We start from the raw sequence: 21,887 nt of genomic DNA, 5'->3' as shown, positions 1-21,887 counted from the left end.
AACCCCGTCACGAGAGAGAAGGAAGGCTGCTGATGCCAGGTCAACAGCGCCGTGGCGGCGGGTCCGGTGGCAACGAGGGTGGTCGCCGCGACAACCGCCGTGAGGGCGGCCGCGGAAACGCGCCCGTCGAGAAGACCCCGCACCTTGAGCGGGTCGTCGCGATCAACCGCGTCGCCAAGGTCGTGAAGGGTGGTCGTCGCTTCAGCTTCACCGCCCTGGTGATCGTGGGCGACGGCGACGGCACGGTCGGCGTGGGCTACGGAAAGGCCAAGGAGGTGCCCGCGGCCATCGCCAAGGGTGTCGAGGAGGCCAAGAAGCACTTCTTCAAGGTCCCGCGGATCGGTCAGTCGATCCCGCACCCGGTGACGGGTGAGGACGCCGCTGGTGTGGTGCTGCTCAAGCCGGCCTCGGCCGGTACGGGTGTCATCGCCGGTGGTCCGGTGCGTGCCGTGCTGGAGTGCGCCGGGATCCACGACGTGCTCTCCAAGAGCCTCGGTTCGTCGAACCCGATCAACATCGTGCACGCCACCGTGGCGGCCCTGAAGGGGCTCGAGTCCCCCGAGCAGGTCGCGGCGCGTCGTGGTCTGCCGGTGGAGGACGTCGCGCCGGCCGCCATGCTGGCGTCGCGTGCGGGGGTGGCGCACTGATGGCACGCCTGAAGGTCACCCAGGTCCGGTCCGGTATCGGGACCAAGCAGAACCAGCGTGATTCGCTGCGGTCGCTCGGTCTCAAGCGGATCAACGACGTGGTGGTCAAGGAGGACCGGCCCGAGATCCGCGGCATGATCTTCACTGTGAACCACCTCGTGAAGGTCGAGGAGGTCGAGTAATGACGATCAAGGTGCATCACCTGCGCCCGGCGCCCGGTTCCAAGACCGCGAAGACCCGTGTGGGTCGCGGTGAGGGTTCCAAGGGCAAGACCGCTGGTCGCGGTACCAAGGGTTCCAAGGCCCGCAAGAACATCTCGGCGGCGTTCGAGGGTGGGCAGATGCCCATCCACATGCGCCTGCCGAAGATGAAGGGCTTCAAGAACAAGTTCAAGGTGGTCTTCCAGGTGGTCAACCTGGACCGACTCGCTGAGCTGTTCCCGAACGGTGGTCAGGTCGGCCCGCTGGAGCTGGTTGAGTCCGGCGCGGTCCGCAAGGGTCACCCGGTCAAGGTGCTCGGCACCGGGGACCTCGGCGGTGTGGCGCTCCAGGTGTCTGCGCACGCGTTCAGTGCGTCGGCCAAGGAGAAGATCGCCGCCGCCGGTGGCTCCGTCACCGAGCTGTAAGGCGTACGACCCATGGCGCCCGTCCAGTTGAGAGCAACTGGCGGGCGCCATGGTCTGCCTGGGGCCTGAGCGCCCGGTAACATCGGTTTCGATTTATGTAGTCGGGCGCATCTGCCCGGACCGGGTTGGGGCTGTTAGAGTCCCATCCCAGCCATGGATTGCGGGCACTCGCCCGTGATCCACCCCGACCCGCCAGGGATCACCGGCGGCCCGCCTCGCGCAGGAGGAAGAAGTTGCTGTCCGCCTTTCTCAGTGCGTTCCGTACGCCTGACCTGCGCAAGAAGCTGCTGTTCACAGTAGGCATCATTGCGGTCTACCGGCTGGGTGCGACGCTCCCCAGCCCGGGCGTCTCGTACGGCAACGTGCAGAAGTGCCTCGACACCATCCAGGGTGACACCACCGGGGTGGTGAACCTTCTCAACCTCTTCTCCGGCGGAGCGCTGCTACAGCTCTCGGTCTTCGCGCTGGGCATCATGCCCTACATCACCGCGTCGATCATCCTGCAGCTGCTGACCGTCGTGATCCCCCGCCTCGAGCAGCTCCGCAAGGAGGGCCAGGCCGGTCAGGCGAAGATCACCCAGTACACCCGCTACCTGACCCTGGGTCTGGGTGTGCTTCAGGCGTCCGCGTTCGTGGCACTGGCCCGCTCGGGCCAGCTGTTCCAGAACAAGTGCGACCAGTTCCCGATCATCCCCACCGGCACCGGCATCCCGGACTGGCTGACCCTGGCCATCCTGGTGATGACGATGACCGCCGGCACCGGCATGGTCATGTGGCTCGGCGAGCTGATCACCGACCGCGGCGTCGGCAACGGCATGTCCGTCCTGATCTTCACCTCGATCGCGGCGCGGCTGCCCAGCGAGGGTTGGCAGATCAAGACCAGCAAGGGCTGGGACATGTTCGCCCTGGTCATCGTGCTGGTCCTGGTGGTCATCACCGCGGTCACCTTCATCGAGCAGGCGCAGCGCCGGATCCCGGTGCAGTACGCCAAGCGGATGATCGGCCGGCGGATGTACGGCGGCACCTCGACCTACATCCCGCTGAAGGTCAACCAGGCGGGTGTGATCCCGGTCATCTTCGGTTCGTCGCTGCTCTACCTGCCGCAGCTGGCGCTGCAGTTCTTCGACCAGACCGACCCGGGCAAGACGCAGGCGTGGATCCAGAACAACCTGGTCAACCCGAGCAGCCCGATCTACATCTCGGTCTACTTCCTGCTGATCATCTTCTTCACGTACTTCTACGTCTCGATCACGTTCAACCCGACCGAGGTCGCCGACAACATGAAGAAGTACGGCGGGTTCGTGCCGGGCATCCGCCCGGGCAAGCCGACCGCCGACTACCTGGACTTCATCCTCAGCCGGATCACCCTGCCGGGCGCGATCTACCTCGGCGTCATCTCGATCCTGCCGAACTTCTTCTTCATCTGGCTGGACAACCAGCAGTACCAGAACTTCCCGTTCGGCGGCACCGCTGTGCTCATCATGGTCGGCGTCGGTCTGGAGACCGTGAAGCAGATCGAGAGCCAACTCATGCAGCGGAACTACGAAGGGTTCCTGCGGTAGATGAGACTCGTTCTGGTTGGCCCGCCGGGGGCGGGCAAGGGCACGCAGGCCGAGTTCATCGCCGCGCACCTCTCGGTGCCGAAGATTTCGACCGGGGACATCTTCCGGTCGAACGTCACCCAGGGCACGCCGCTCGGTGTCGAGGCGAAGCGGTACATGGACGCGGGCGAGCTGGTTCCGGACGAGGTCACCATCAACATGGTCCGGGACCGGCTGGCCGAGCCCGACGCCAGCGAGGGGTTCCTGCTCGACGGCTTCCCGCGGACGACTCCGCAGGCTGCCGCTCTGGACAAGCTCCTCGCCGATCTGGGCACCGCCCTGGATCTGGTCCTGGAGCTGGTCGTCGACGACGACGAGGTGATCCGGCGGCTCTCCGGTCGGCGTACCTGCCGGGGCTGCGGCAAGATCTGGCACGTCGAGTTCGACGCCACCACCCGGCCCGGCATCTGCGACCGGTGCGGCGCCGAGTTGTTCCAGCGTGACGACGACAAGCCGGAGACGATCGCCACCCGGCTTCGGGAGTACAGCGAGAAGACCGCACCCCTGGTCGACTACTACGGCGCTCAGGGCAAGCTGGTCGGGATCGACGCCACCGGCCCGGTGGAGGACGTCACCACCCGGGCCATCGACGCGCTGCGGTCGTACGGCGGCTGAGGTCCGGCCGGGCCACGGCGGATAGAGTGCGAACAGCGGGGTACGCGTTATGTGCCCCGCTGTTCGGCAACGAAAGGTAACCGCTCCATGCGTCGTCCCCAGCTGGACATCCAGCTGAAGACCCCTGACCAGATCGAGAAGATGCGGGCCGCCGGCCTGGTGGTGGCCGAGGCGCTGCGCCGGATGCGCGAGGCCGTCGCCCCCGGTGTGAGCACCGCCGATCTGGACGCGATCGCCGAGGCGACCATCCGCGAGGCGGGCGGCATCCCGTCGTTCAAGGGCTATCACGGCTTTCCGGCGTCGATCTGCTCCTCGGTCAACGAGCAGATCGTGCACGCCATCCCCTCGCCGCAGCAGGTGCTCCAGGCCGGCGATCTGATCTCCATCGACTGCGGCGCGGTGCTGGACGGCTGGCACGGCGACTCCGCGATCACGGTGGGGGTCGGCGACGTCGACCCGGCGCTGCTGAAGATGGCCGAGGTCGCCGAGGACGCGATGTGGGCGGGCATCGCCGCCGCCGCGCGTGGCGCCGCCAGCGGCAAGGGCCGCCTCACCGACATCTCGCACGCCGTGGAGACCGCGGTCCGCAAGGGCGGCCGGTACGGCATCGTCGACGGCTACGGCGGGCACGGCATCGGCACCGAGATGCACCAGGACCCGCACGTGCTCAACCACGGCCGGCCGGGCAAGGGCCCGCGACTGGTCCCCGGTATGGCGCTGGCCATCGAGCCGATGATCACCATGGGGTCGCCGCGTACCGCCGAGTTGGCCGACGGGTGGACGGTGGTCGCCCGGGACGGCTCGGTGGCCGCGCACGTCGAGCACTCGATGGCGCTGCTGCCGGACGGGGTCTGGGTGCTCACCGCCTTCGACGGAGGTCGCGCCCGCCTGGGCGACCTGGTCACCGCCCGCCAGCCCGCCGCCTCCACGACCCCCTGACACGCCAGACGCGCGACTGGCGCTGCGGTGGCATGCTTGCCGGCATGGACGGGCGCGACGGGATGCGAGCCGCGGACGCGGACCGAGAAGCGGTGGCCGAACGGTTACGGGTCGCCCTCAACGAGGGCCGACTGGACCTGCACGAGTACGACGAGCGGTTGCAGCGGGCCTACGCGGCACGCACGTACGCCGACTTGGAGGCTCTGCTCACCGACTTGCCGCCGGTGACGCCGCCGCAGCGCTCCGGCCTGGCCCCGACGACGGCGACCGCGCCGACGGCCGGCCGACTCGATGCCTCGCCCACCGGGAACGTCAACGCTCGTTGGATGGCCGAGCTGTGGCTGCCGTACCTGAAGGTGATCACCATCGTGGTGACCATCTGGGCGGTTACCTCGGCCCTCAGCCAGGATCTGCTCTACTTCTGGCCGGCCTGGGTGGCCGGACCGTGGGGTGCGGTGCTGGTGATCCAGACGGTGACCGGGCTGACCGGGGGAGAGCCCCGGCGTCGCGCCGTCGAGCGAGAACGCAGGCGCGCGAAGCGAGACCGCAGGTCGGGGTCGCACGGGATCGAACCAGACAAACGGCACGATCCCCCAGCCCCAGCCTGACCCACCCCGCGCACTTGCGGGTGCCGCGCACGCGCTCGTGCTCGCGCTCGTGCTCGCGCTGCGTTCGTGCTCGCGCTGCGTTCGTGCTCGCGCTGCGTTCGTGCTCGCGCTGCCGCCCTGTCCGCGCCTCGTGCTCCGTTGCTTGCCAAGATCGTGCTGGAACCAGGATGTAGTGGCCTCACGGTGCGCCGATGCCACTACATCCGGGATGTTGCGCGATCTTGGGCGCGGGATCGCGCTCGCCGTAGGGTCGTCTGCAGCGTCCTGGGCTAGGCGATCAGCAGTGCCGCCCGGGACATACGCCGTGATCCACTCGGTTTTGCTGAAGTCGCGCTATTCACCTCGCTCGGATACCGCGGTTTCAAGGAAGGCGAGTGGATCACGCGCTTGCGGGGCTCGGGTGGCGGGCGTGCGGGGGCTCGGCGGCGCTTGGGAGGGGGCACGCCGGGTTGGGCGAGGCTCGTTGGGTGGCCGGTTTGGCGGCGGACTGCAGGCGGGCGTACACTTTCAGATCGGCGCACAGCGTCCACTCCGGCATGCCCACCCTGCGCTTCGGTGGGACCTGGAGCCGCGGCTGGCGCGGTCTTCTGATTCTGATCAGATTTCCGTGTAAGACGTTGTGGGCCGCCCGGAGCAATCGACGTCAGGACAGCGGAGGACATGCCGAAAAAAGACGGAGCCATTGAGATCGAGGGTCGGGTCATCGAGCCCCTGCCGAACGCCATGTTCCGGGTGGAGCTCGCGAACGGCCACAAGGTGTTGGCTCACATCAGCGGGAAGATGCGGCAGCACTACATCCGCATCCTTCCGGAGGACCGGGTCGTCGTCGAACTTTCGCCGTACGACCTGACCCGCGGGCGCATCGTCTACCGCTACAAGTAGTCCTGACGACGGCCGGGAAGTCCCGTGTCCGTCTTCGACGTCCGGTGTCGCGCATCGCGCGTCCCCGGGCCAGATGGGAAGTAAGGCAACCGTGAAGGTCAAGCCGAGCGTCAAGAGGATCTGCAACAAGTGCCGGGTTATCCGCCGGCACGGCCGGGTCATGGTCATCTGCAGCGACCCGCGCCACAAGCAGCGCCAGGGCTGACTCAGCCCGTCCGGCCGGACACGGCCGGGTGGCGTTGGTCCAGGCAGATCCTCAGCGACACACACATCACACATGCTCGTCCCAGCCGCGAGCGGTACGCCAGACGTACCTCTGCGTGGCTGACCCCCGGTCGGAGGCCGGGGCCCGCTCGGGCAGCGACCGATCCCGGTCGCCGGCGCTCACCGCGTCGGAAAGACGGGACGGCCGGTAGCGGGGTGGGACGGGTCCACACCTCCGCCACACATCACGAGGAGTACGCCCGCACATGGCACGTCTAGTCGGCGTGGATCTCCCCCGCGAAAAGCGGTTGGAGATCGCGCTCACCTACATCTTCGGGGTCGGTCGCACCCGTGCCCTGGAGACACTCGCCGCCACCGGCATCTCGCCGGACAAGCGCGCTCGGGACCTCACGGACGAGGAGCTCGTGCAGCTCCGCGACCACATCGAGGGCAACTACAAGGTTGAAGGCGACCTGCGCCGCGAGGTCGCCGCTGACATCCGCCGCAAGGTCGAGATCGGCTGCTACGCCGGCATCCGGCACCGCCGGGGCCTGCCCGTGCGTGGCCAGCGGACCAAGACCAATGCCCGGACCCGCAAGGGCCCGAAGCGGACCGTCGCCGGCAAGAAGAAGCCCGGCAAGAAGTAGTTCTTAACCGGATGACGGGGTCGGCCGCCGCTGAGGGCGGGCAGGCCGCAACCCAATCCGGAAAGTCAACTAGGAGCGCACAGACTTATGCCACCGAAGGCTCGTGCCGGAGCCGCTGTAAAGAAGGTCCGGCGCAAGGAACGCAAGAACGTCGCCCACGGGCAGGCGCACATCAAGAGCACCTTCAACAACACCATCGTGTCCATCACGGACCCGACCGGTGCGGTCATCTCCTGGGCCTCCGCCGGCCAGGTCGGCTTCAAGGGCTCCCGCAAGTCGACTCCGTTCGCCGCTCAGCTGGCCGCCGAGGCCGCCGCGCGTCGGGCCATGGAGCACGGCATGCGCAAGGTCGACGTGTTCGTCAAGGGCCCCGGCTCCGGCCGGGAGACCGCGATCCGTTCGCTGCAGGCCGTCGGGCTGGAGGTCGGCCAGATCGCCGACGTCACCCCGCAGCCGCACAACGGATGCCGTCCGCCTAAGCGTCGTCGGGTCTGAGAGGTAGAGAGAGATGGCTCGTTACACCGGTGCAGACTGCCGCCGTTGCCGGCGGGAGAAGATGAAGCTGTTCCTCAAGGGCAGCAAGTGCGATGGTCCGAAGTGCCCGTTCGAGTCCCGGCCGTTCCCGCCCGGGCAGCACGGCCGCGGCCGCACCAAGGAGACGGAGTACCTGCTCCAGCTCCGTGAGAAGCAGAAGGCCCGCCGGGTTTACGGCGTGCTGGAGAAGCAGTTCCGCGGTTACTACGAGGAAGCTGTTGGCAAGCAGGCCAAGACCGGTGAGGTCCTCCTGCAGATCCTCGAGTCGCGGCTGGACAACGTCGTTTACCGGGCCGGCTACGCCCACTCGCGGGACATGGCCCGCCAGCTGGTCAAGCACGGTCACTTCACGGTGAACGGCAAGAAGGTCGACATCCCGTCGTACCGCGTCAAGGAGCACGACATCATCGAGGTTCGGGGCAAGAGCAAGGAGCTCACCCCGTTCATCGTCGCGCAGGCTCAGGCCGGCTCGAAGACGGTTCCGGCGTGGCTCGAGGCCATCCCGAGCCAGATGAAGGTGCTCGTGCACTCCCTCCCGGCCCGGCAGGTCATCGACACGCAGGTCCAGGAGCAGCTGATCGTCGAGCTCTACTCCAAGTAGTCCGAGCTCGTTCGGTGGCCCGCCCCTCGGGGCGGGCCACCGGAACAGTTTGTGTCGTGGGCGTCAAATAGCGGGCGCCCCGGAAGAGAAGAGAAAAGATGCTCATCAGCCAGCGACCCTCCCTCTCCGAGGAGTCGATCAACGAGACCCGGTCGCGGTTCGCCATCGAGCCGCTGGAGCCGGGCTTCGGCTACACCCTGGGTAACTCGCTGCGGCGTACGCTGCTGTCGTCGATCCCGGGCGCGGCCGTCACCTCGATCAAGATCGACGGTGTGCTGCACGAGTTCACCACGATCCCCGGTGTCAAGGAGGACGTGGTCGAGCTCGTCATGAACATCAAGGAGCTGTGCGTCAGCTCCGAGCACGACGAGCCGGTCAGCATGTACCTGCGCAAGCAGGGCCCGGGCGACGTGACCGCGGGCGACATCCAGCCGCCGGCCGGCGTCTCGGTGCACAACCCGGATCTCAAGCTCGCCACCCTGAACGGCAAGGGCCGGCTCGACATGGAGCTGACCGTCGAGCGGGGCCGCGGCTACGTGACGGCGGCGCAGAACAAGCAGTCCGGCGCCGAGATCGGCCGGATCCCGGTCGACTCGATCTACTCGCCGGTGCTGAAGGTGACCTACCGCGTCGAGGCGACCCGTGTCGAGCAGCGTACCGACTTCGACCGCCTGATCATCGACGTCGAGACCAAGCCGTCGATGGGCCCGCGTACCGCGCTGGCCTCCGCCGGTTCGACGCTGGTGGAGCTGTTCGGGCTGGCCCGGGAGCTGGACGAGACCGCCGAGGGCATCGACATCGGGCCGTCCCCGCAGGACGCCCAGCTGGCGGCGGACCTTGCCCTGCCGATCGAGGAGCTGGACCTCACCGTCCGCTCCTACAACTGCCTCAAGCGCGAGGGCATCAACTCCGTTGGTGAGCTCATCGGGCGTACCGAGGCCGACCTCCTCGACATCCGCAACTTCGGTCAGAAGTCGATCGACGAGGTCAAGATGAAGCTCGCCGGGATGGGTCTCGGGCTGAAGGACTCGGCTCCGAACTTCGACCCGGCGCACGTCGTGGACACCTTCGGCGAGGCCGACTACGACACCGACGACTACCGCGAGACCGAGCAGCTCTAGTCCGCGCTGCCGCCACAACTGAGGAGCACCAAAAATGCCCACGCCCACCAAGGGCCCCCGCCTCGGCGGCAGCCCCTCGCACGAGCGGCTGATGCTGGCCAACCTGGCGACCGCGCTGTTCCAGCACGGCAAGATCCAGACCACCGAGACGAAGGCCCGGCGGCTGCGCCCACTGGCCGAGCAGCTCATCACCAAGGCCAAGCGCGGTGACCTCGCCTCGCGGCGGCGGGTGCTGGGTGTCGTCAAGGACAAGGACGTCGTCTACGCCCTGTTCGACCAGATCGCGCCCCGGTACTCCAACCGCCCCGGCGGTTACACCCGGATCGTGAAGACCGGTCCGCGCAAGGGTGACAACGCGCCGATGGCGATCATCGAGCTGGTGGAAGAGCTTCAGGTCGCCGAGCCGAAGGTGAACAAGAAGACCGCCGCCCGCAAGGCCGCGCAGCAGGACAAGGTCGAGGCGCTCGCCCCGGCCGACGAAGCCCCGCAGTCGGCTCCGGCCGACCAGGACTCCGAGGCGCCGGTGTCGGCGTCCGGTGACACCGACGCCGCCCGCGAAGACAGCGACGAGGCCACCGAGAACAAGGCCTGATCAAGGGCAACGTCGGGCCCGGCACCCCATCGGGGTGTCGGGCCCGACCCGTGACAGGAGGTACGAGGTGGACGAGCGAATCCGGCTGCGGCTGGACGTCTCCTACGACGGCACCGACTTTTCCGGCTGGGCCGCCCAGCCGACCAGGCGCACCGTCGCGGGGGTGCTCGTCGAGACCCTGGACCTGGTCCTCGGCGCGGGTACGGCCACCGGGCTGACGGTGGCCGGGCGCACCGACGCCGGGGTGCACGCCACCGGGCAGGTGTGCCACCTGGACCTGCCCGTGGACGTGTGGCAGCAGCACGAGGGGCGGTTGCTGCGTCGCCTGGCCCGGCTGCTCCCCACCGACGTGCGGGTGCGGGCGATGACCGAGGTGCCGGCCGACTTCGACGCCCGGTTCTCGGCCACCTTCCGGCGCTACGAGTACCGGGTCACCGACGCCCCCTTCGGCGCGGAGCCGCTGCGCCGGCACGAGGTGCTGGCCTGGCCGAAGCAGCTGGACCTGGTCGCGCTGAACGCCGCGGCGGCCGGGTTGGTGGGGGAGCACGACTTCGCCGCGTACTGCCGGCGCAAGGAGCACGCGACCACCCTGCGCGAGGTGACCCGGCTGGACTGGCGTCGCGACCCGGACGGCATCCTGGTCGCCACCGTGCAGGCCGACGCGTTCTGCCAGGCGATGGTGCGCAGCCTGGTGGGGGCCATGCTGGTGGCCGGGGACGGCCGCCGCCCGGTGGAGTGGCCGGGCACCCTGCTCACCCAGCGGGAGCGGTCCAGCGAGGTGACCGTGGCCCCCGCGCGCGGGCTGACCCTGGTCGCCGTCGGCTACCCGGCCGATCCGGCCGAGTACGCCCACCGTGCCAGCCTCACCCGCCGGCTGCGGGTTCCGATCGAGGGCTGACCGCCCGCCGGCTCAGTCGCCCGGCAGGCCACCCTCGCCGGTGCCGCCCTGGTTCGCGTTGCTGCCGGTCGGCGCTGCCGTCGGTTGGGCGGCGGTGCCACCGTCGGCCCGGTTCTGGAGCACACCCCGGCTGAGGTGCAGCTCGATCATGTCGAACAGGATCTCGCGGACCTTGGCGTCTCCCGCCTTGACCGCCGCCCCGTCCTTGCGGACCACCAGCGCGTACGCCAGGTAGTGGCCACGGACCTGCCAGCCGACCCGCGCCGGGGCGCTGGCCAGCACATCGGTGCCGTCGCCGTCGTCGCCGGTGAGACCACGGAAGCGGCCCTGCCGCTCGTCGAGCAGTTGTCGGAGCCGGTCCCGGGCTCGTTCCGCGCTGACCTTGTCGGTGAGGTTGAACAGGCCGGCGGTGACCAGGTGGCCGCCGTCGGGTGTGGTGAGTGTGGCCCGGACGACCTGGTTGCAGCCGAGCCGGACCAGCAGGTCGGCGACCTCGTCGGTGGCGGCGACGGCGCAACTGCCGCTGGACTGTGTCTTGAGCACCTGGTAGCCCGGCTGGCCGTCGGTGAGCTTCACTTCCTTGCCGGGGAAGAGCTCCTTGGCGGTGAGCGGCGCCTGGTCGGTGTCCCGGGAGTCGAGCGCCAGGCGTTCCGCCGAGGCGGATGTCGGGGCGGCGTTCGGCTGGTACGTCGGGTTGGTCTGCGGCTGCTCGTTGCGGTCGATGAGCAGCGCGGCGGCACCGAGGCCGCAGAGGGCGAGCAGCACCAGGACGGCTGCGCCGCCGATCAGCACCTGCCACAGCCGGCCGCCACCGCGCTTGGCCGGGCGCTCCACCTGCATCGCCGACGTGTAGATCTGGCTCCGGGGTGAGGCAGGCGGAACGTCGGCGCGAGTCGGCAGCGGCGGCGGCGTGTCCGGGCGAGTCGGCGGGGGCTGCGACGAGGGCAGCGAGAGCTGGTTCGGCCGGGGCAGCGACGGCGTGGGGAAGCGCGACGGAGAGGGCCCGGCCGGCGGGGGCGGACCGGCGCCGAGCACCGACAGGTCGGACCCGGACTCCGGGTACTCCTCGAAAGCGTCCTCATCGGACTGGTACCGATACACCATGTCGCCCAGAGTAGGAGTTATTGTCCCTTTAGGGGGTAATATCGGGGAAATGTGCGTGTGGGCGGTGCCTGGTCCGCCCAGAGTCGGTGCGAGAATTGCCGCGTGACCGGCGACCACTACTTCACCGCTCAGCCCACCAGCGACGCCCCGGCGCGCGAGGTCGAGTTCTCCGTCGCCGACCGCGACTACCGCCTCGCCTCGGCCGGCGGGGTCTTCTCCGCGAGCAGGCTCGACCCGGGCACCGCGGTGCTCCTGCGCAAGGCCGAGCTGCCCGCCGCCGACACCAGCGGCGACCTGCTCGACCTCGGCTGCGGGTTCGGGCCGATCAGCTGCGTGCTGGCCGACCTCGCACCGATGAGCACCATCTGGGCCGTCGACGTCAACGCTCGGGCCCGTGAACTGACCGCCGCCAACGCGGCACGCATCGGTGCCGCCGACCGCGTCCGGGTCAGCGCGCCGGACGACGTCCCGGCAGACCGTCAGTTCGCCCAACTCTGGTCCAACCCACCCATCCGGATCGGCAAGGACGGCCTGCACGACCTGCTGCTGCGCTGGTTGCCCCGCCTCGCCCCGGACGGCGTCGGCTGGCTGGTCGTGGCCCGGCACCTCGGTGGCGACTCGCTGCAACGCTGGCTCACCGAGCAGACCTGGCAGGTCGAGCGGTACGCCAGCCAGAAGGGCTTCCGGGTGCTGCGCGTCACCCGGTAATTGGATGTACCCCCCGACCCCTGCTGAGGCAGGATCCCGGCGTGGGATACGTGGACGTGGCAGCGGTCGGGCACATCCTGCCCGACGGTCGGGAACTCTTCGCCGACGTGTCGTTCCGGGTCGGGGAGGGCAGCAAGGTCGCCCTGGTCGGGCCGAACGGCGCGGGTAAGACGACGCTGCTGAGGATGGTCGCCGGCGACCTGCCGGTGCGCAGCGGCGTCGTCGCGCGGGCCGGCGGGTTGGGCGTGATGCGCCAGTTCATCGGCATGATCGGCGACGAGTCGACGCTCGCCGACCTGGCGTTGTCGCTGGCCCCTCCGTCGCTGCGCGACGCCGGCCGTCGGCTCGGCGAGACCGAGGCGGCGATGCGGGCGGCCGAGGCGCACGGCAAGTTCAGCAACGCCGCGGGCAAGGCGCAACTGGCGTACGCCGACGCGCTCGGCGCGTGGGGCGAGGCCGGCGGGTACGACGCCGAGGTGCTCTTCGACACCGTGGCGACCATCGTGCTCGGCCAGCCGTGGGACGCCGTACGGGACCGGCCGGTGCGCACCCTCTCCGGCGGTCAGCAGAAGCGCTTCGCCCTGGAGCTGCTGCTGCGCGGCCCGGACGAGGTGCTGCTGCTCGACGAGCCGGACAACTTCCTCGACGTGCCCGGTAAACGCTGGCTGGAGGCGCGACTGCGCGAGTCGACGAAGTCGGTGCTCTACGTCTCGCACGACCGCGAGTTGCTGGCCCAGAGCGCCGACCGGGTGGTCGCCGTCGAGGGTGGCAGCGCCTGGGTGCACCCGGGCGGCTTCGCCAGCTGGCACTCCGCCCGGGTGGCCCGGCACGCCCGCCTCGACGAGCTGCGCCGACGCTGGGACGAGGAGCACCAGAAGCTGCGCGAGCTGATGCTGATGTACAAGCAGAAGGCCGCGTACAACGACGGGTTGGCCTCGCGCTACCAGGCCGCGCAGACCCGGTTGCGCAAGTTCGAGGAGGCCGGGCCGCCGCCCGTACCGCCGAAGGACCAGGACATCCGGATGCGCCTGGCCGGCGGGCGGACCGGCAAGCGCGCGGTCGTCTGCGAGCAGCTGGAGCTGGACGGCCTGACCTTCCCCTTCGACCTGGAGATCTGGTACGGCGACCGGGTGGCGGTGCTCGGGGCCAACGGCACCGGCAAGTCGCACTTCCTCCGGCTGCTGGCGCGCGGCGGCACCGACCCGGACCCGGCGAACGGGCCGGTCGACGGGGCCGGCGCGCTGGCTCCGGTGGCGCACGACGGTGTGGCCCGACTCGGTGCCCGGGTCCGCCCCGGGCACTTCTCGCAGACCCACGACCGGCCGGAGCTGATGTCAAAGACCCTCGTCGAGATCCTCTGGCGGGGCGACGAGCACCGCACCGGGATGGACCGGCACGCGGCGATGGGAGTGCTCAGTCGCTACGAGCTGGCCGCGCAGGGCGACCAGCGCTTCGGCACGCTCTCCGGCGGGCAGCAGGCCCGGTTCCTGGTGCTGCTGCTGGAGCTGTCCGGGGCGACCCTGCTGCTGCTCGACGAGCCCACCGACAACCTCGACCTGGCCAGCGCGGAAGCCCTCGAAGCGGGCCTGAACGCGTTCGAGGGGACGGTGATCGCGGTCACCCACGACCGTTGGTTCACCCGCTCCTTCGACCGGTTCGTGCTGTTCCGGGGCGACAGCGAGGTGGTGGAGACCCCGGAACCGGTCTGGGACGTCGGCTGACCGGTCCCCGGCGACGGCACGTCCGACCGGCATAGGGTGGATCTCGTGACTGACATGACCTATCGCCGGTTGGGCGACTCCGGGCTCGTGGTGTCCGTGGTCGGCATCGGCTGCAACAACTTCGGCCGCAAGCTGGACCTCGACGGCACCCGTGCGGTGGTGGACGCGGCCCTGGACGCCGGGATCACCCTCTTCGACACCGCCGACATCTACGGTGAGCCGCAGGGCGGCTCCGAGGAGCTGCTCGGGCAGGCGCTCAAGGGACGCCGGGACGACGTGGTGGTGGCCACCAAGTTCGGCATGGACATGCACGGCCTCAACGGGCCGGACTTCGGGGCCCGGGGTGCGCGACGCTACATCGCCCGTGCGGTGGAGGCGTCGCTGCGCCGGCTCGGCACCGACCACATCGACCTGTACCAGATGCACGAGCCCGACCCGGGCACCCCGATCGACGAGACCCTGGCCGCCCTGGACGACCTGGTCCGCGACGGCAAGGTGCGCTACCTGGGCAACTCCAACTTCGCCGGCTGGCAGATCGCCGACGCGGACTGGGTCGCCTCGTCCAACGGCCGGTCCCGCTTTATCAGCGCGCAGAACCACTACAGCCTGCTGGAGCGCTCGGTGGAGGCCGAGGTGATCCCGGCGTGTGAGCGGTTCGGCCTCGGCATGCTGCCGTTCTTCCCGCTCGCCAACGGTCTGCTCACCGGCAAGTACAAGCGCAGCGAGCAGCCGCCGGCCGGCAGCCGGCTCGCCGGTGGTGGTCGGTACGCGGAGCGGCTCGCCGCAGCCGACTGGGACACCATCGAGGCGATCGAGGCGTACGCGGCCGAGCGGGGGTTGACCATGCTCCAGGTGGCGATCGGCGGGCTGGCCGCCCAGCCGGCGGTGACCTCGGTGATCGCCGGTGCCACCACGCCCGAGCAGGTGCGCGCCAACGCCGCCGCCGGCACCTGGGAGCCCAGCGACGACGATCTGGCGGCGCTGCGCGCCGTCCTCTGAGTCTGCCGGTGCCGGTGCCGGTGTCGGTGCCGGTGTCGGTGCTCGTGCTCGTGCCGGTGGGTGCGCGTCGCGCTTGATCCACTCGCGTTCGTTGAAGTCGGGGTGACCTCTCGCGCGGGACACCCCGACTTCAGGGAAGTCGAGTCGATCACGAGCCAGTCCGACGACGTCGTGCACCCTGGCCGGCGCAGGGCCCGGACAGGACAACGGGCCGGGCCGCTCGTCGCGGCCCGGCCCGGTCGTCTGAACGCGCGTCGGCGCGTTGGTCGGTCAGTCGGTGCGGCGGCGGCCGAACAGCATGGCCACCCCCATCGCCGCGGCGGCGAGCACGAGGCCGGCAGCCGCGAACGGCCACCAGCCGGCGCCCGCCCCACGGTCTCCGTCCGGCCTGGTCACCGCGACCGGCGCGGGCACCGGCGGAGACTGTGCCGCCTTCGCCTGCACCGTGGCGGTGGCCTTACCCGGCAGCGGAGCGGGGGAGTCGACCGTCACCTTCCACGTGCCGGTCGACAGCACCGGGCCGCTGCTGTAGAAGCCCTGCCCCTCAGGCTGCGGTTCCAGCTGCACCGGGCCGACCCGCTGCCCGTCCGGGCCGGTGGCGGTGAGGACCAGTCGCACCACCTGCTCCAACCGCCGGCCGTCGGCGTGGGTGGCCTGGATGGTGACGCCCTGAGCCCCGTCGCCGGCCACCGTGAGTTTGAGCTTGTCGGCCTGCGCCGCCGGGGCGGCCTGCGCCGCCGGGGCGGCCTGAGCTGCCGCCGGGGCAGCGGCGAACAGGGTCAGCGTCAGTCCGACGAACACGGCGGTCAACGCCTTGCGGATACCCGTCACGGACATCTCCTCACTACCGATGAGGGAGGCCCCTCCCCGACGCCGCGGCGTCGGGGAGGGGCCTCGTCGGATCAGAGCTGGCGACCGGGTGCCAACCGGGTGGCGTCGCCACCGAGCCGTCCGGCGCCCTTGACCGAGTCACCGTCGTTCGCCTTGACCCCGGCCTTGCTGGCCGCGCCGCCGAGCCGAACGATCATGGCGTCGGCGTCCCGGATCAGGACGTCCCGGACCTCCGCCTCGGGCACCAGCGTGGTGTCGGAGGCGAGCGTCCGGAATGCGGTCAGCTGCCGGACCGCCGCCTTGTCGTCGCCGGCCGCCTCGGACGCACGGACAGCGTCGAGCTTGTTCGACAGCTGCTTGTGCGCCTTGGTCGAGAGCCGCCCCGTCGCCTTGAACCGGTCCAGCAGACTCTGCATGTCCCGGAACGAGGTGGTGACGAAGAACCGGACCGTCGAGGTGGTCTTGTTGCCCGCCTTGTCGGTCGCGGTCACGGTCAGCTCGTGCAGGCCGAGCGACAGGTCGTACATGGCCTGCAACGTGCCGCTGGCGTACGCCTGACCGTCGAGCTGGCCGACCACGCTCGCGATGCCCGAGGTCGGGTCGACGGCCTGCCAGGACACCCGAATGTCCTGGCTGTCGCCGTAGAGCTGGCCGTCGGCGACACCGGAGACCAGCAGCGTCGGCTTGGTGCCGTCGATCTTCAGGATCGCCGACTTCAGCGTCTCGACGTTGCCCGCCTTGTCCGTCGAGCGGAACAGCAGCTCGTGCTGCCCGTCACCGGTCACCTCGACCGGCGTCGAGTACGGCGTCCACGCGCCACCGTCAAGCGACCACTCCACCGTCTTCACGCCGGAACCGGCGTCGGTCGCGGCCAGCACCACCGGGATGGTCCCGTTGTGCCAGCCGGCGTCGTTCGCCGGAGCGAACGTCGCCGAGGTCACCGGCGCGGTGGCGTCGATCTTGACCGAGACGGTCTTCGTCGACTCCACGTTGCCGGCCTTGTCCGTCGAGCGGAACCGAAGCTCGTGCTCGCCGTCCCCGCTGACCTGAACCGGAGCGGTGTACGCCGTCCAGGTGGTGGCACCGTCCAGCTGGTACTCCGTGCTGGCGAGCCCGCTACCGCCGGCCTCGTCGGCACCGGTGAGCGTGATCGTCGCCGGCCCGGTGTGCCACCCCTCGGTCGGGGTGCCGGAAACCGCCGCCGTGGTCACCGGCGCGGTCTCGTCGGCCACCTCCGTGCTGAGCCGGAAGTAGTCGAACGAGGCGGTCTTCGACGCCGTCTGGTTGGCGCCGAGGGTGAACAGTCCGACCTTCGGGGTGGCCCCGACCGCGCTGTTGGTCAGCGCCGTCAACGCGGTCCAGGTCGTCCCGTCGGCCGAGTACGACGCGGTGAAGGTGTCACCGGTGCGGGCCAGCCGCAGATACCACACGGCTGCGGTCAGGCTGGTCACCTCGGGCTGCGGGTTCTGCACCGCCCCGGCGATCTCGCTGCGGAACTCGATCCGCCGCGTCACCGCCGAGCCGGCCTGGTTGTCCGCGATGAAGTCGAACTTCAGGTAGTTGTCGTCGTCGGCCTGCACGAGCAGACCGGCCTGCTGGTACTGCTCGTTCAGCAGACTGCCGTCGACCTTCGTCTCCAGGGTCCAGTCGCCCGACGGCGCGGTCTGGAGGATGAAGTTCTTCGGCCCGGTGTTGTCGGTGCCGTAGATGTCACCGTTGGGCACGTCGATGCGCAACGCGCCACCGGTGACCCGGTAACCGGTCGGGTCCTCCCGCAGGATCGCGTCCCAGCGGCACTTGTCCAGCGAGCCGCCGTTGAACTCGTCCGACGGGTCGACCGGCCCGGCCGGAGCGTCCGGCGTCACCTGGAACGAGTCGAAGGCCGCGTCGACGACCGGCGCCTCGGTGCCGCCGTTGAGCGCGAAGACACCGATCCGCGGGTTGGTGATGCCGGCGAGCGCGGCCGAACGGCCGACCGGGGTGAAGGTCTGCCCGTCGCCCGAGGCGGACGCGGTCAGGTTCGTCCCGTCGCTGGTGATCCGCAGGTACACGGTGTCACCGGCAGGTGCGGCGGTGGCGTCGGCGGCCTCGTTACGAGGCGTTGCCGCCGTCTCCCTGATGAACTCCACCCGACGGCTGCCGTTGTACAGCAGGTCCACCTTGGCGTAGTTGTCGTCGTCGCCGTACACCAGCAGGCCAGCCTGCTGGTAGTTGGCCGTGACCGGCAGGGTGACCTTGGTGGTCATCTCCCACGCGCCGGTCGGAGCGGCCTGCAACACCAGGTTGGTGGCGTCGTTGCGAGCGCCGTAGAGGTCGCCCACGCCAGTGGGCAGCCGCAACGCGCCGCCACTGACCGAGTAGAGCTGGTTCTCCCGGATGACGCTGGTCCAGCGGTCCTTGTCGAGGCTGGTGCCGTTGAAGTCGTCCGAACGCGCCCCGAAGCAGGACGTGTCCGGAGCGTCGACCCGCACCGGCACGGTGGCGTACGACTTGGCGCCCTTGCTGTCGGTCACCGTGAGGGTGGCCGTGAAGGTGCCCGGGCTGGTGTACGTGTGGCTGGCGTCCAGGGTGGTCGCCGTGCCGCCGTCACCGAAGTCCCAGGCGTACGTCAGCGGGGTGTCGCCCTCGGCGTCGGTGGCCGTGCCGTCGAAGGCGACGGTGACCGGTGCGGTGCCGGTGGCCGGGGTGGCCGTGGCGCTGACCACCGGCGGCCCGTTCTCGGTGACACCGCGGCCGACGAAGTCCATCCAGTTGACGTTGAACAGCGAACCCGTTCCACCGTTCGGGTCGCGGGCCACGAAGTACAGCGAACCGCTCGCGGCGCCGGTGACCGGTGCGCTCACGTCCGTGTACGTCTGCCACGCGCCGGTCGCCGGCACGGTGGCCGTGGCGACCACCGGTCCGTCGACCGCGCCCGCGCGGACCTCGATCCGACCGCCGGCGGCGGCCGAGGCGGCCCGGAACCGGATCTCGGTGATGTTGGTCAGGTTAGCCGGGGCCACCGACCACCAGTCGCCGTCCTCGATGAACCCGATGTTCTGGCCGCCACCGGCGGTGTCGGCGCCGGTCTCCCGCTGCACGCCGGCGTCGCCGCCGCCGGTGCTCACCGGTGCGCGCCCGGTGGCGGTGAAGAACTCGGCCTGCTTCTGCTTCGGCTGGAGAACCTCGATCTGCCGGCCGGTCAGGGCACCGGAGCCGCCGGCACCACCCTTGTCGGTGTAGGTGGCCTCGAAGACCGCGAAGACGTTCGCCTCGGCGCCGTGCCCGGAGGCGAGCGACGTCTGGACGGTGCCGGTGCAACCGGTGTGCTGCTCCAGCGGGTGGGCGTGCTCGTCGTGACCGAGCAGCACCTGGAGCTGCACCTTGTCACAGTCGATCTGCCCGTCCTCGGGGTCGGTCACCTTGATCGAGTAGCGGACCTGGTCGCCCCAGTTGAAGAAGCCGCCGTCCGGTGGGAACTCGATGGAGACCGTCGGTGCGGTGTTGCCCACGGTGACCGGCACGTTGGCCACCGCGGTACGACCCTTGGGGTTGGTGACGGTGAGCTGGGCGGTGTAGTTGCCCGCCGTCGCGTACGTGTGGGTCGGGTTGGCCTCGGTCGAGGTCTGCCCGTCGCCGAACGTCCAGGCGTAGGTGAGCGTGCCACCATCCGGGTCCCGGGAGCCGGCACTCGAGAAGGTGACCGTCAACGGCGCCGGACCCGAGGTCGGGTTGGCGGACGCCGCCGCGATCGGCGCGCGGTCACCGGCGGTGTAGTCGATCCGGTAGACGCCGGAGTTGTCGTTGTTGCCGCCGAAGCCGCTGCCCCACTCGATCAGATACAGCGCGCCGTCCGGACCGAACTCGAAGTCCATCGGCCGGATCATGCTCATGCCGGTGAGCAGCTGGTTGATGTCCACCAACGACTTGCCGTCGGGGGTCACCTGCATGGTGTACATCTTGTTCTGGTTCCACTCGCCGAGCAGAGCCTTGCCGTCGTAGTACGCCGGCCACTTGCGGTTCGAGTTCAGGTCGGCGTCGTAGCGGTAGACCGGGCCGCCCATCGGGGCGCCGCCGCCGCCGATCTCCGGGTAACGCGCGTCACCGGCGTACCCGTAGTCGACGGTCGCCGGGACCACCGGCGGGAGGTTGGTCAGACCGGTGTTGTTGGGCGAGTTGTTCACCGGCGCCGCGCAGTCGAACTTCGCACCGCTCGGGCCGGACGGGAAGGTGTAGTCGTTGTACGCCTCGTTCGTGCCCGTGCAGTACGGCCAGCCGTAGTTGCCCGGGGTGACGATGTTCCACTCGACCAGACCGCGGGGGCCGCGGTTCGGGTTGTCCGCGTTGGCGTCCGGCCCGTAGTCGCCGACGTACAGCGTGTTGGTCTTCGGGTCGGTGCCGATCCGGAACGGGTTGCGGAAGCCCATCGCGTAGATCTCGGGACGGGTCTTCTCGGTGCCCGGCGCGAAGAGGTTACCGGCCGGGACGGTGTACGTCCCGTCGTCCTCCGGGTGGATCCGGATCACCTTGCCGCGCAGGTCGTTGGTGTTGGCGGAGGTGCGCTGCGCGTCGTAGTCCTGGCGGCCCGCCCGCTCGTCGAGCGGCGAGTACGAGTTCGACTCGAACGGGTTGGTGTTGTCACCGGTGGCCAGGTAGAGGTTGCCGTCGCCGTCGAAGGTCATGCTTCCGCCGGCGTGGCAGCAGGTGTTGCGTTGGGTGTCGACCCGCAGCACCTGCTTCTCGCTGGCCGGGTTGATGGTGTCACCGGTCACCGTGAAGCGGGACAACAGGTTGCGGGTGACCCCGTCGTTCGGGGCGTAGTACAGGTACACCCAGTTGTTGGTGGCGAAGTCCGGGTCGAGCCGGATGCCGATGAGGCCGTCCTCGTTACCGGTGAAGACGTCCAGGTCGACGGCGGTGACGGTGTTGCCGGTGTCCGGCTTCACGATCTGCACGCGACCGTCGCGCTCGATGTAGAAGACCCGCCCGTCGGGGGCGATGTCCAGTTCCATCGGGTTGCTGGTGTTGCTGTCCAGCGTGACCTTCTCGAAGTTCGAGGTCTTCGAGGCGCCACAGTCGGCGTTCACCACACCTGCCGCGGTCTGGATGCCGCCGAGCAGGTGGGAGAGGAACCCGGGCTCGGCGTACGACTCCCGGGTGTGCCCGCCGCCGGTGTACCAGGAGCGACCGCCGTCGAAGTCCTGACACCAGGCGGTCGGGTGGTCGGCACCCATCGCGCCCGCGCCCGGGGTGTAGCTCTTCTCGTCCAGGCTGGCCAGCACGTGCACGTCCGGCCGGGGGTTGGTCTGGAAGTTGTACCACTCGTCGAACCGGGACCAGCGGTCCGGCAGTTCGGCCGTGGACGGGTGGGCGTGATCCTCCACCTTGACCGTGGCCTGCTGGTTCTGCGGGTGGTTGGCGAAGTACGCGCCGACCAGGTCGCCGTACCAGGCCCAGCTGTACTCGGTGTCCGACGCGGCGTGGATGCCGACGTAGCCGCCGCCGGCCTTCACGTAGCGCTCGAACGCGGCCTGCTGGTCGGCGTTGAGCACGTCACCGGTGGTGGAGAGCCAGATCACCGCCTTGTACTTCGCCAGGTTGGCGTCGTTGAACACGGCGCCGTCCTCGGAGTTGTCCACGGTGAACCCATTGGCGGCGCCGAGCTGTTGGATGGCGGCGATGCCGGTGGGGATGGAGTCGTGCCGGAAGCCGGCGGTCTTGGAGAAAACGAGGACTGAGTAGGGATCGGCCGCAACCTTCGGCGCCTTCGGCGCCACCTGGCTGACCGGCTTCCCCGCCGGCGCTTCGCGCGGGGGGACCTGGGCGGCCGCCTGGGCGGGCGCGCCGAACAGGGTGGTCGAGGCCATGGCCAGGGAGATCAGGGTTGCGGTGATGGGTACGCGGGCACGACGAGAACGGGACACGCCGCCTCCTGTGTCGTAGTGACAGAGCTTGCGGGAGTCGGCTCGCCGAAGGCCGTCCCTGATGGAGCCGGCGGTCGCACCGTGCCAGGGTGCCCCCACCGACATTT

The 21,887-nt window shown here is 69.8% G+C and carries 21 protein-coding genes; 18 read left to right on the top strand and 3 right to left on the bottom strand.

All coding sequences use genetic code 11. From position 1 onward, the window contains the following. The first annotated feature begins 32 nt into the window (after positions 1 to 32). The 15 genes from rpsE to truA all read left to right on the top strand — a co-directional run bounded on the left by rpsE (position 33) and on the right by truA (position 10,514). Positions 33 to 647 (top strand): 30S ribosomal protein S5, encoded by a 615-nt coding sequence (gene rpsE, locus AB0J33_RS09100; protein WP_074314587.1) that lies wholly within the window; start codon positions 33 to 35, stop codon positions 645 to 647. Further along, a complete protein-coding gene (gene rpmD / locus AB0J33_RS09095) occupies positions 647 to 829 on the top strand; it encodes a 50S ribosomal protein L30 (protein WP_074314584.1) in 183 nt (60 codons plus the stop codon). Before rpsE ends, rpmD begins: the two co-directional genes overlap by 1 nt. Continuing rightward, entirely contained in the window at positions 829 to 1,272 is a 444-nt protein-coding gene (rplO, locus tag AB0J33_RS09090; protein WP_030329906.1) for a 50S ribosomal protein L15, read from the top strand. The genes rpmD and rplO overlap by 1 nt, the downstream gene beginning before the upstream one ends. A gap of 233 nt (positions 1,273 to 1,505) precedes the next feature. Then, complete coding sequence (gene secY, locus AB0J33_RS09085; RefSeq protein WP_363611571.1) at positions 1,506 to 2,834, top strand: preprotein translocase subunit SecY; 1,329 nt, start codon at positions 1,506 to 1,508, stop codon at positions 2,832 to 2,834. Further along, a complete protein-coding gene (locus AB0J33_RS09080) occupies positions 2,835 to 3,488 on the top strand; it encodes an adenylate kinase (RefSeq protein WP_088950228.1) in 654 nt (217 codons plus the stop codon). It begins immediately after the preceding gene. 87 nt (positions 3,489 to 3,575) lie between these two features. Next, positions 3,576 to 4,427: a type I methionyl aminopeptidase gene (gene map, locus AB0J33_RS09075; protein WP_363611569.1), complete on the top strand. Its 852-nt coding sequence runs from the start codon at positions 3,576 to 3,578 to the stop codon at positions 4,425 to 4,427. A gap of 44 nt (positions 4,428 to 4,471) precedes the next feature. Further along, positions 4,472 to 5,035 carry a DUF1707 domain-containing protein gene (locus tag AB0J33_RS09070; RefSeq protein WP_363611567.1) on the top strand — a complete coding sequence of 188 codons (564 nt, stop codon included), beginning with the start codon at positions 4,472 to 4,474 and terminating at the stop codon, positions 5,033 to 5,035. Between the two features lie 660 nt (positions 5,036 to 5,695). Further along, positions 5,696 to 5,917: a translation initiation factor IF-1 gene (gene infA, locus AB0J33_RS09065; RefSeq protein WP_007073013.1), complete on the top strand. Its 222-nt coding sequence runs from the start codon at positions 5,696 to 5,698 to the stop codon at positions 5,915 to 5,917. 91 nt (positions 5,918 to 6,008) lie between these two features. Then, entirely contained in the window at positions 6,009 to 6,122 is a 114-nt protein-coding gene (gene rpmJ / locus AB0J33_RS09060) for a 50S ribosomal protein L36 (protein WP_043965539.1), read from the top strand. A 265-nt stretch (positions 6,123 to 6,387) separates the two neighbouring features. Next, entirely contained in the window at positions 6,388 to 6,768 is a 381-nt protein-coding gene (rpsM, locus tag AB0J33_RS09055) for a 30S ribosomal protein S13 (RefSeq protein ID WP_030329917.1), read from the top strand. Between the two features lie 87 nt (positions 6,769 to 6,855). Continuing rightward, positions 6,856 to 7,263, top strand: a complete 408-nt coding sequence (gene rpsK, locus AB0J33_RS09050) for a 30S ribosomal protein S11 (protein WP_030329919.1) — start codon at positions 6,856 to 6,858, stop codon at positions 7,261 to 7,263. Between the two features lie 13 nt (positions 7,264 to 7,276). Then, positions 7,277 to 7,903: a 30S ribosomal protein S4 gene (rpsD, locus tag AB0J33_RS09045; protein WP_030489600.1), complete on the top strand. Its 627-nt coding sequence runs from the start codon at positions 7,277 to 7,279 to the stop codon at positions 7,901 to 7,903. Positions 7,904 to 8,001: 98 nt separating this feature from the next. After that, positions 8,002 to 9,024 (top strand): DNA-directed RNA polymerase subunit alpha, encoded by a 1,023-nt coding sequence (locus tag AB0J33_RS09040; protein ID WP_007465227.1) that lies wholly within the window; start codon positions 8,002 to 8,004, stop codon positions 9,022 to 9,024. A 34-nt stretch (positions 9,025 to 9,058) separates the two neighbouring features. Further along, positions 9,059 to 9,616, top strand: a complete 558-nt coding sequence (rplQ, locus tag AB0J33_RS09035; RefSeq protein ID WP_210820368.1) for a 50S ribosomal protein L17 — start codon at positions 9,059 to 9,061, stop codon at positions 9,614 to 9,616. 67 nt (positions 9,617 to 9,683) lie between these two features. Continuing rightward, entirely contained in the window at positions 9,684 to 10,514 is an 831-nt protein-coding gene (truA, locus tag AB0J33_RS09030; RefSeq protein ID WP_363611563.1) for a tRNA pseudouridine(38-40) synthase TruA, read from the top strand. Between the two features lie 12 nt (positions 10,515 to 10,526). Here truA and AB0J33_RS09025 read toward each other — a convergent pair whose 3' ends face one another. Beyond that, complete coding sequence (locus AB0J33_RS09025; RefSeq protein ID WP_363611561.1) at positions 10,527 to 11,618, bottom strand: hypothetical protein; 1,092 nt, start codon at positions 11,616 to 11,618, stop codon at positions 10,527 to 10,529. A 102-nt stretch (positions 11,619 to 11,720) separates the two neighbouring features. On the opposite strand from AB0J33_RS09025, the gene AB0J33_RS09020 reads away from it, so the two are divergent. From AB0J33_RS09020 to AB0J33_RS09010, 3 genes are read left to right on the top strand one after another with little or no spacing between them, the layout of a single operon-like run. Further along, on the top strand, positions 11,721 to 12,326 hold the full coding sequence (locus AB0J33_RS09020; protein ID WP_363611559.1) for a methyltransferase: 606 nt from the start codon (positions 11,721 to 11,723) through the stop codon (positions 12,324 to 12,326). Positions 12,327 to 12,367: 41 nt separating this feature from the next. Continuing rightward, entirely contained in the window at positions 12,368 to 14,047 is a 1,680-nt protein-coding gene (locus AB0J33_RS09015; RefSeq protein ID WP_363611557.1) for an ATP-binding cassette domain-containing protein, read from the top strand. Between the two features lie 36 nt (positions 14,048 to 14,083). Continuing rightward, a complete protein-coding gene (locus AB0J33_RS09010) occupies positions 14,084 to 15,046 on the top strand; it encodes an aldo/keto reductase (RefSeq protein WP_363611555.1) in 963 nt (320 codons plus the stop codon). A 270-nt stretch (positions 15,047 to 15,316) separates the two neighbouring features. On the opposite strand, the gene AB0J33_RS09005 is transcribed toward AB0J33_RS09010, so the two are convergent. Further along, positions 15,317 to 15,877 carry a hypothetical protein gene (locus AB0J33_RS09005; RefSeq protein ID WP_363611553.1) on the bottom strand — a complete coding sequence of 187 codons (561 nt, stop codon included), beginning with the start codon at positions 15,875 to 15,877 and terminating at the stop codon, positions 15,317 to 15,319. A gap of 71 nt (positions 15,878 to 15,948) precedes the next feature. Continuing rightward, a complete protein-coding gene (locus tag AB0J33_RS09000) occupies positions 15,949 to 21,780 on the bottom strand; it encodes a ThuA domain-containing protein (protein WP_363611551.1) in 5,832 nt (1,943 codons plus the stop codon). Positions 21,781 to 21,887: the final 107 nt, after the last annotated feature.

Source organism: Micromonospora sp. NPDC049645 (assembly GCF_040675155.1).
Classification (GTDB): domain Bacteria; phylum Actinomycetota; class Actinomycetes; order Mycobacteriales; family Micromonosporaceae; genus Micromonospora.
The sequence above is the reverse complement of the archived record's forward strand: the minus strand, read 5'-3'. Positions and strand labels throughout refer to the sequence as shown.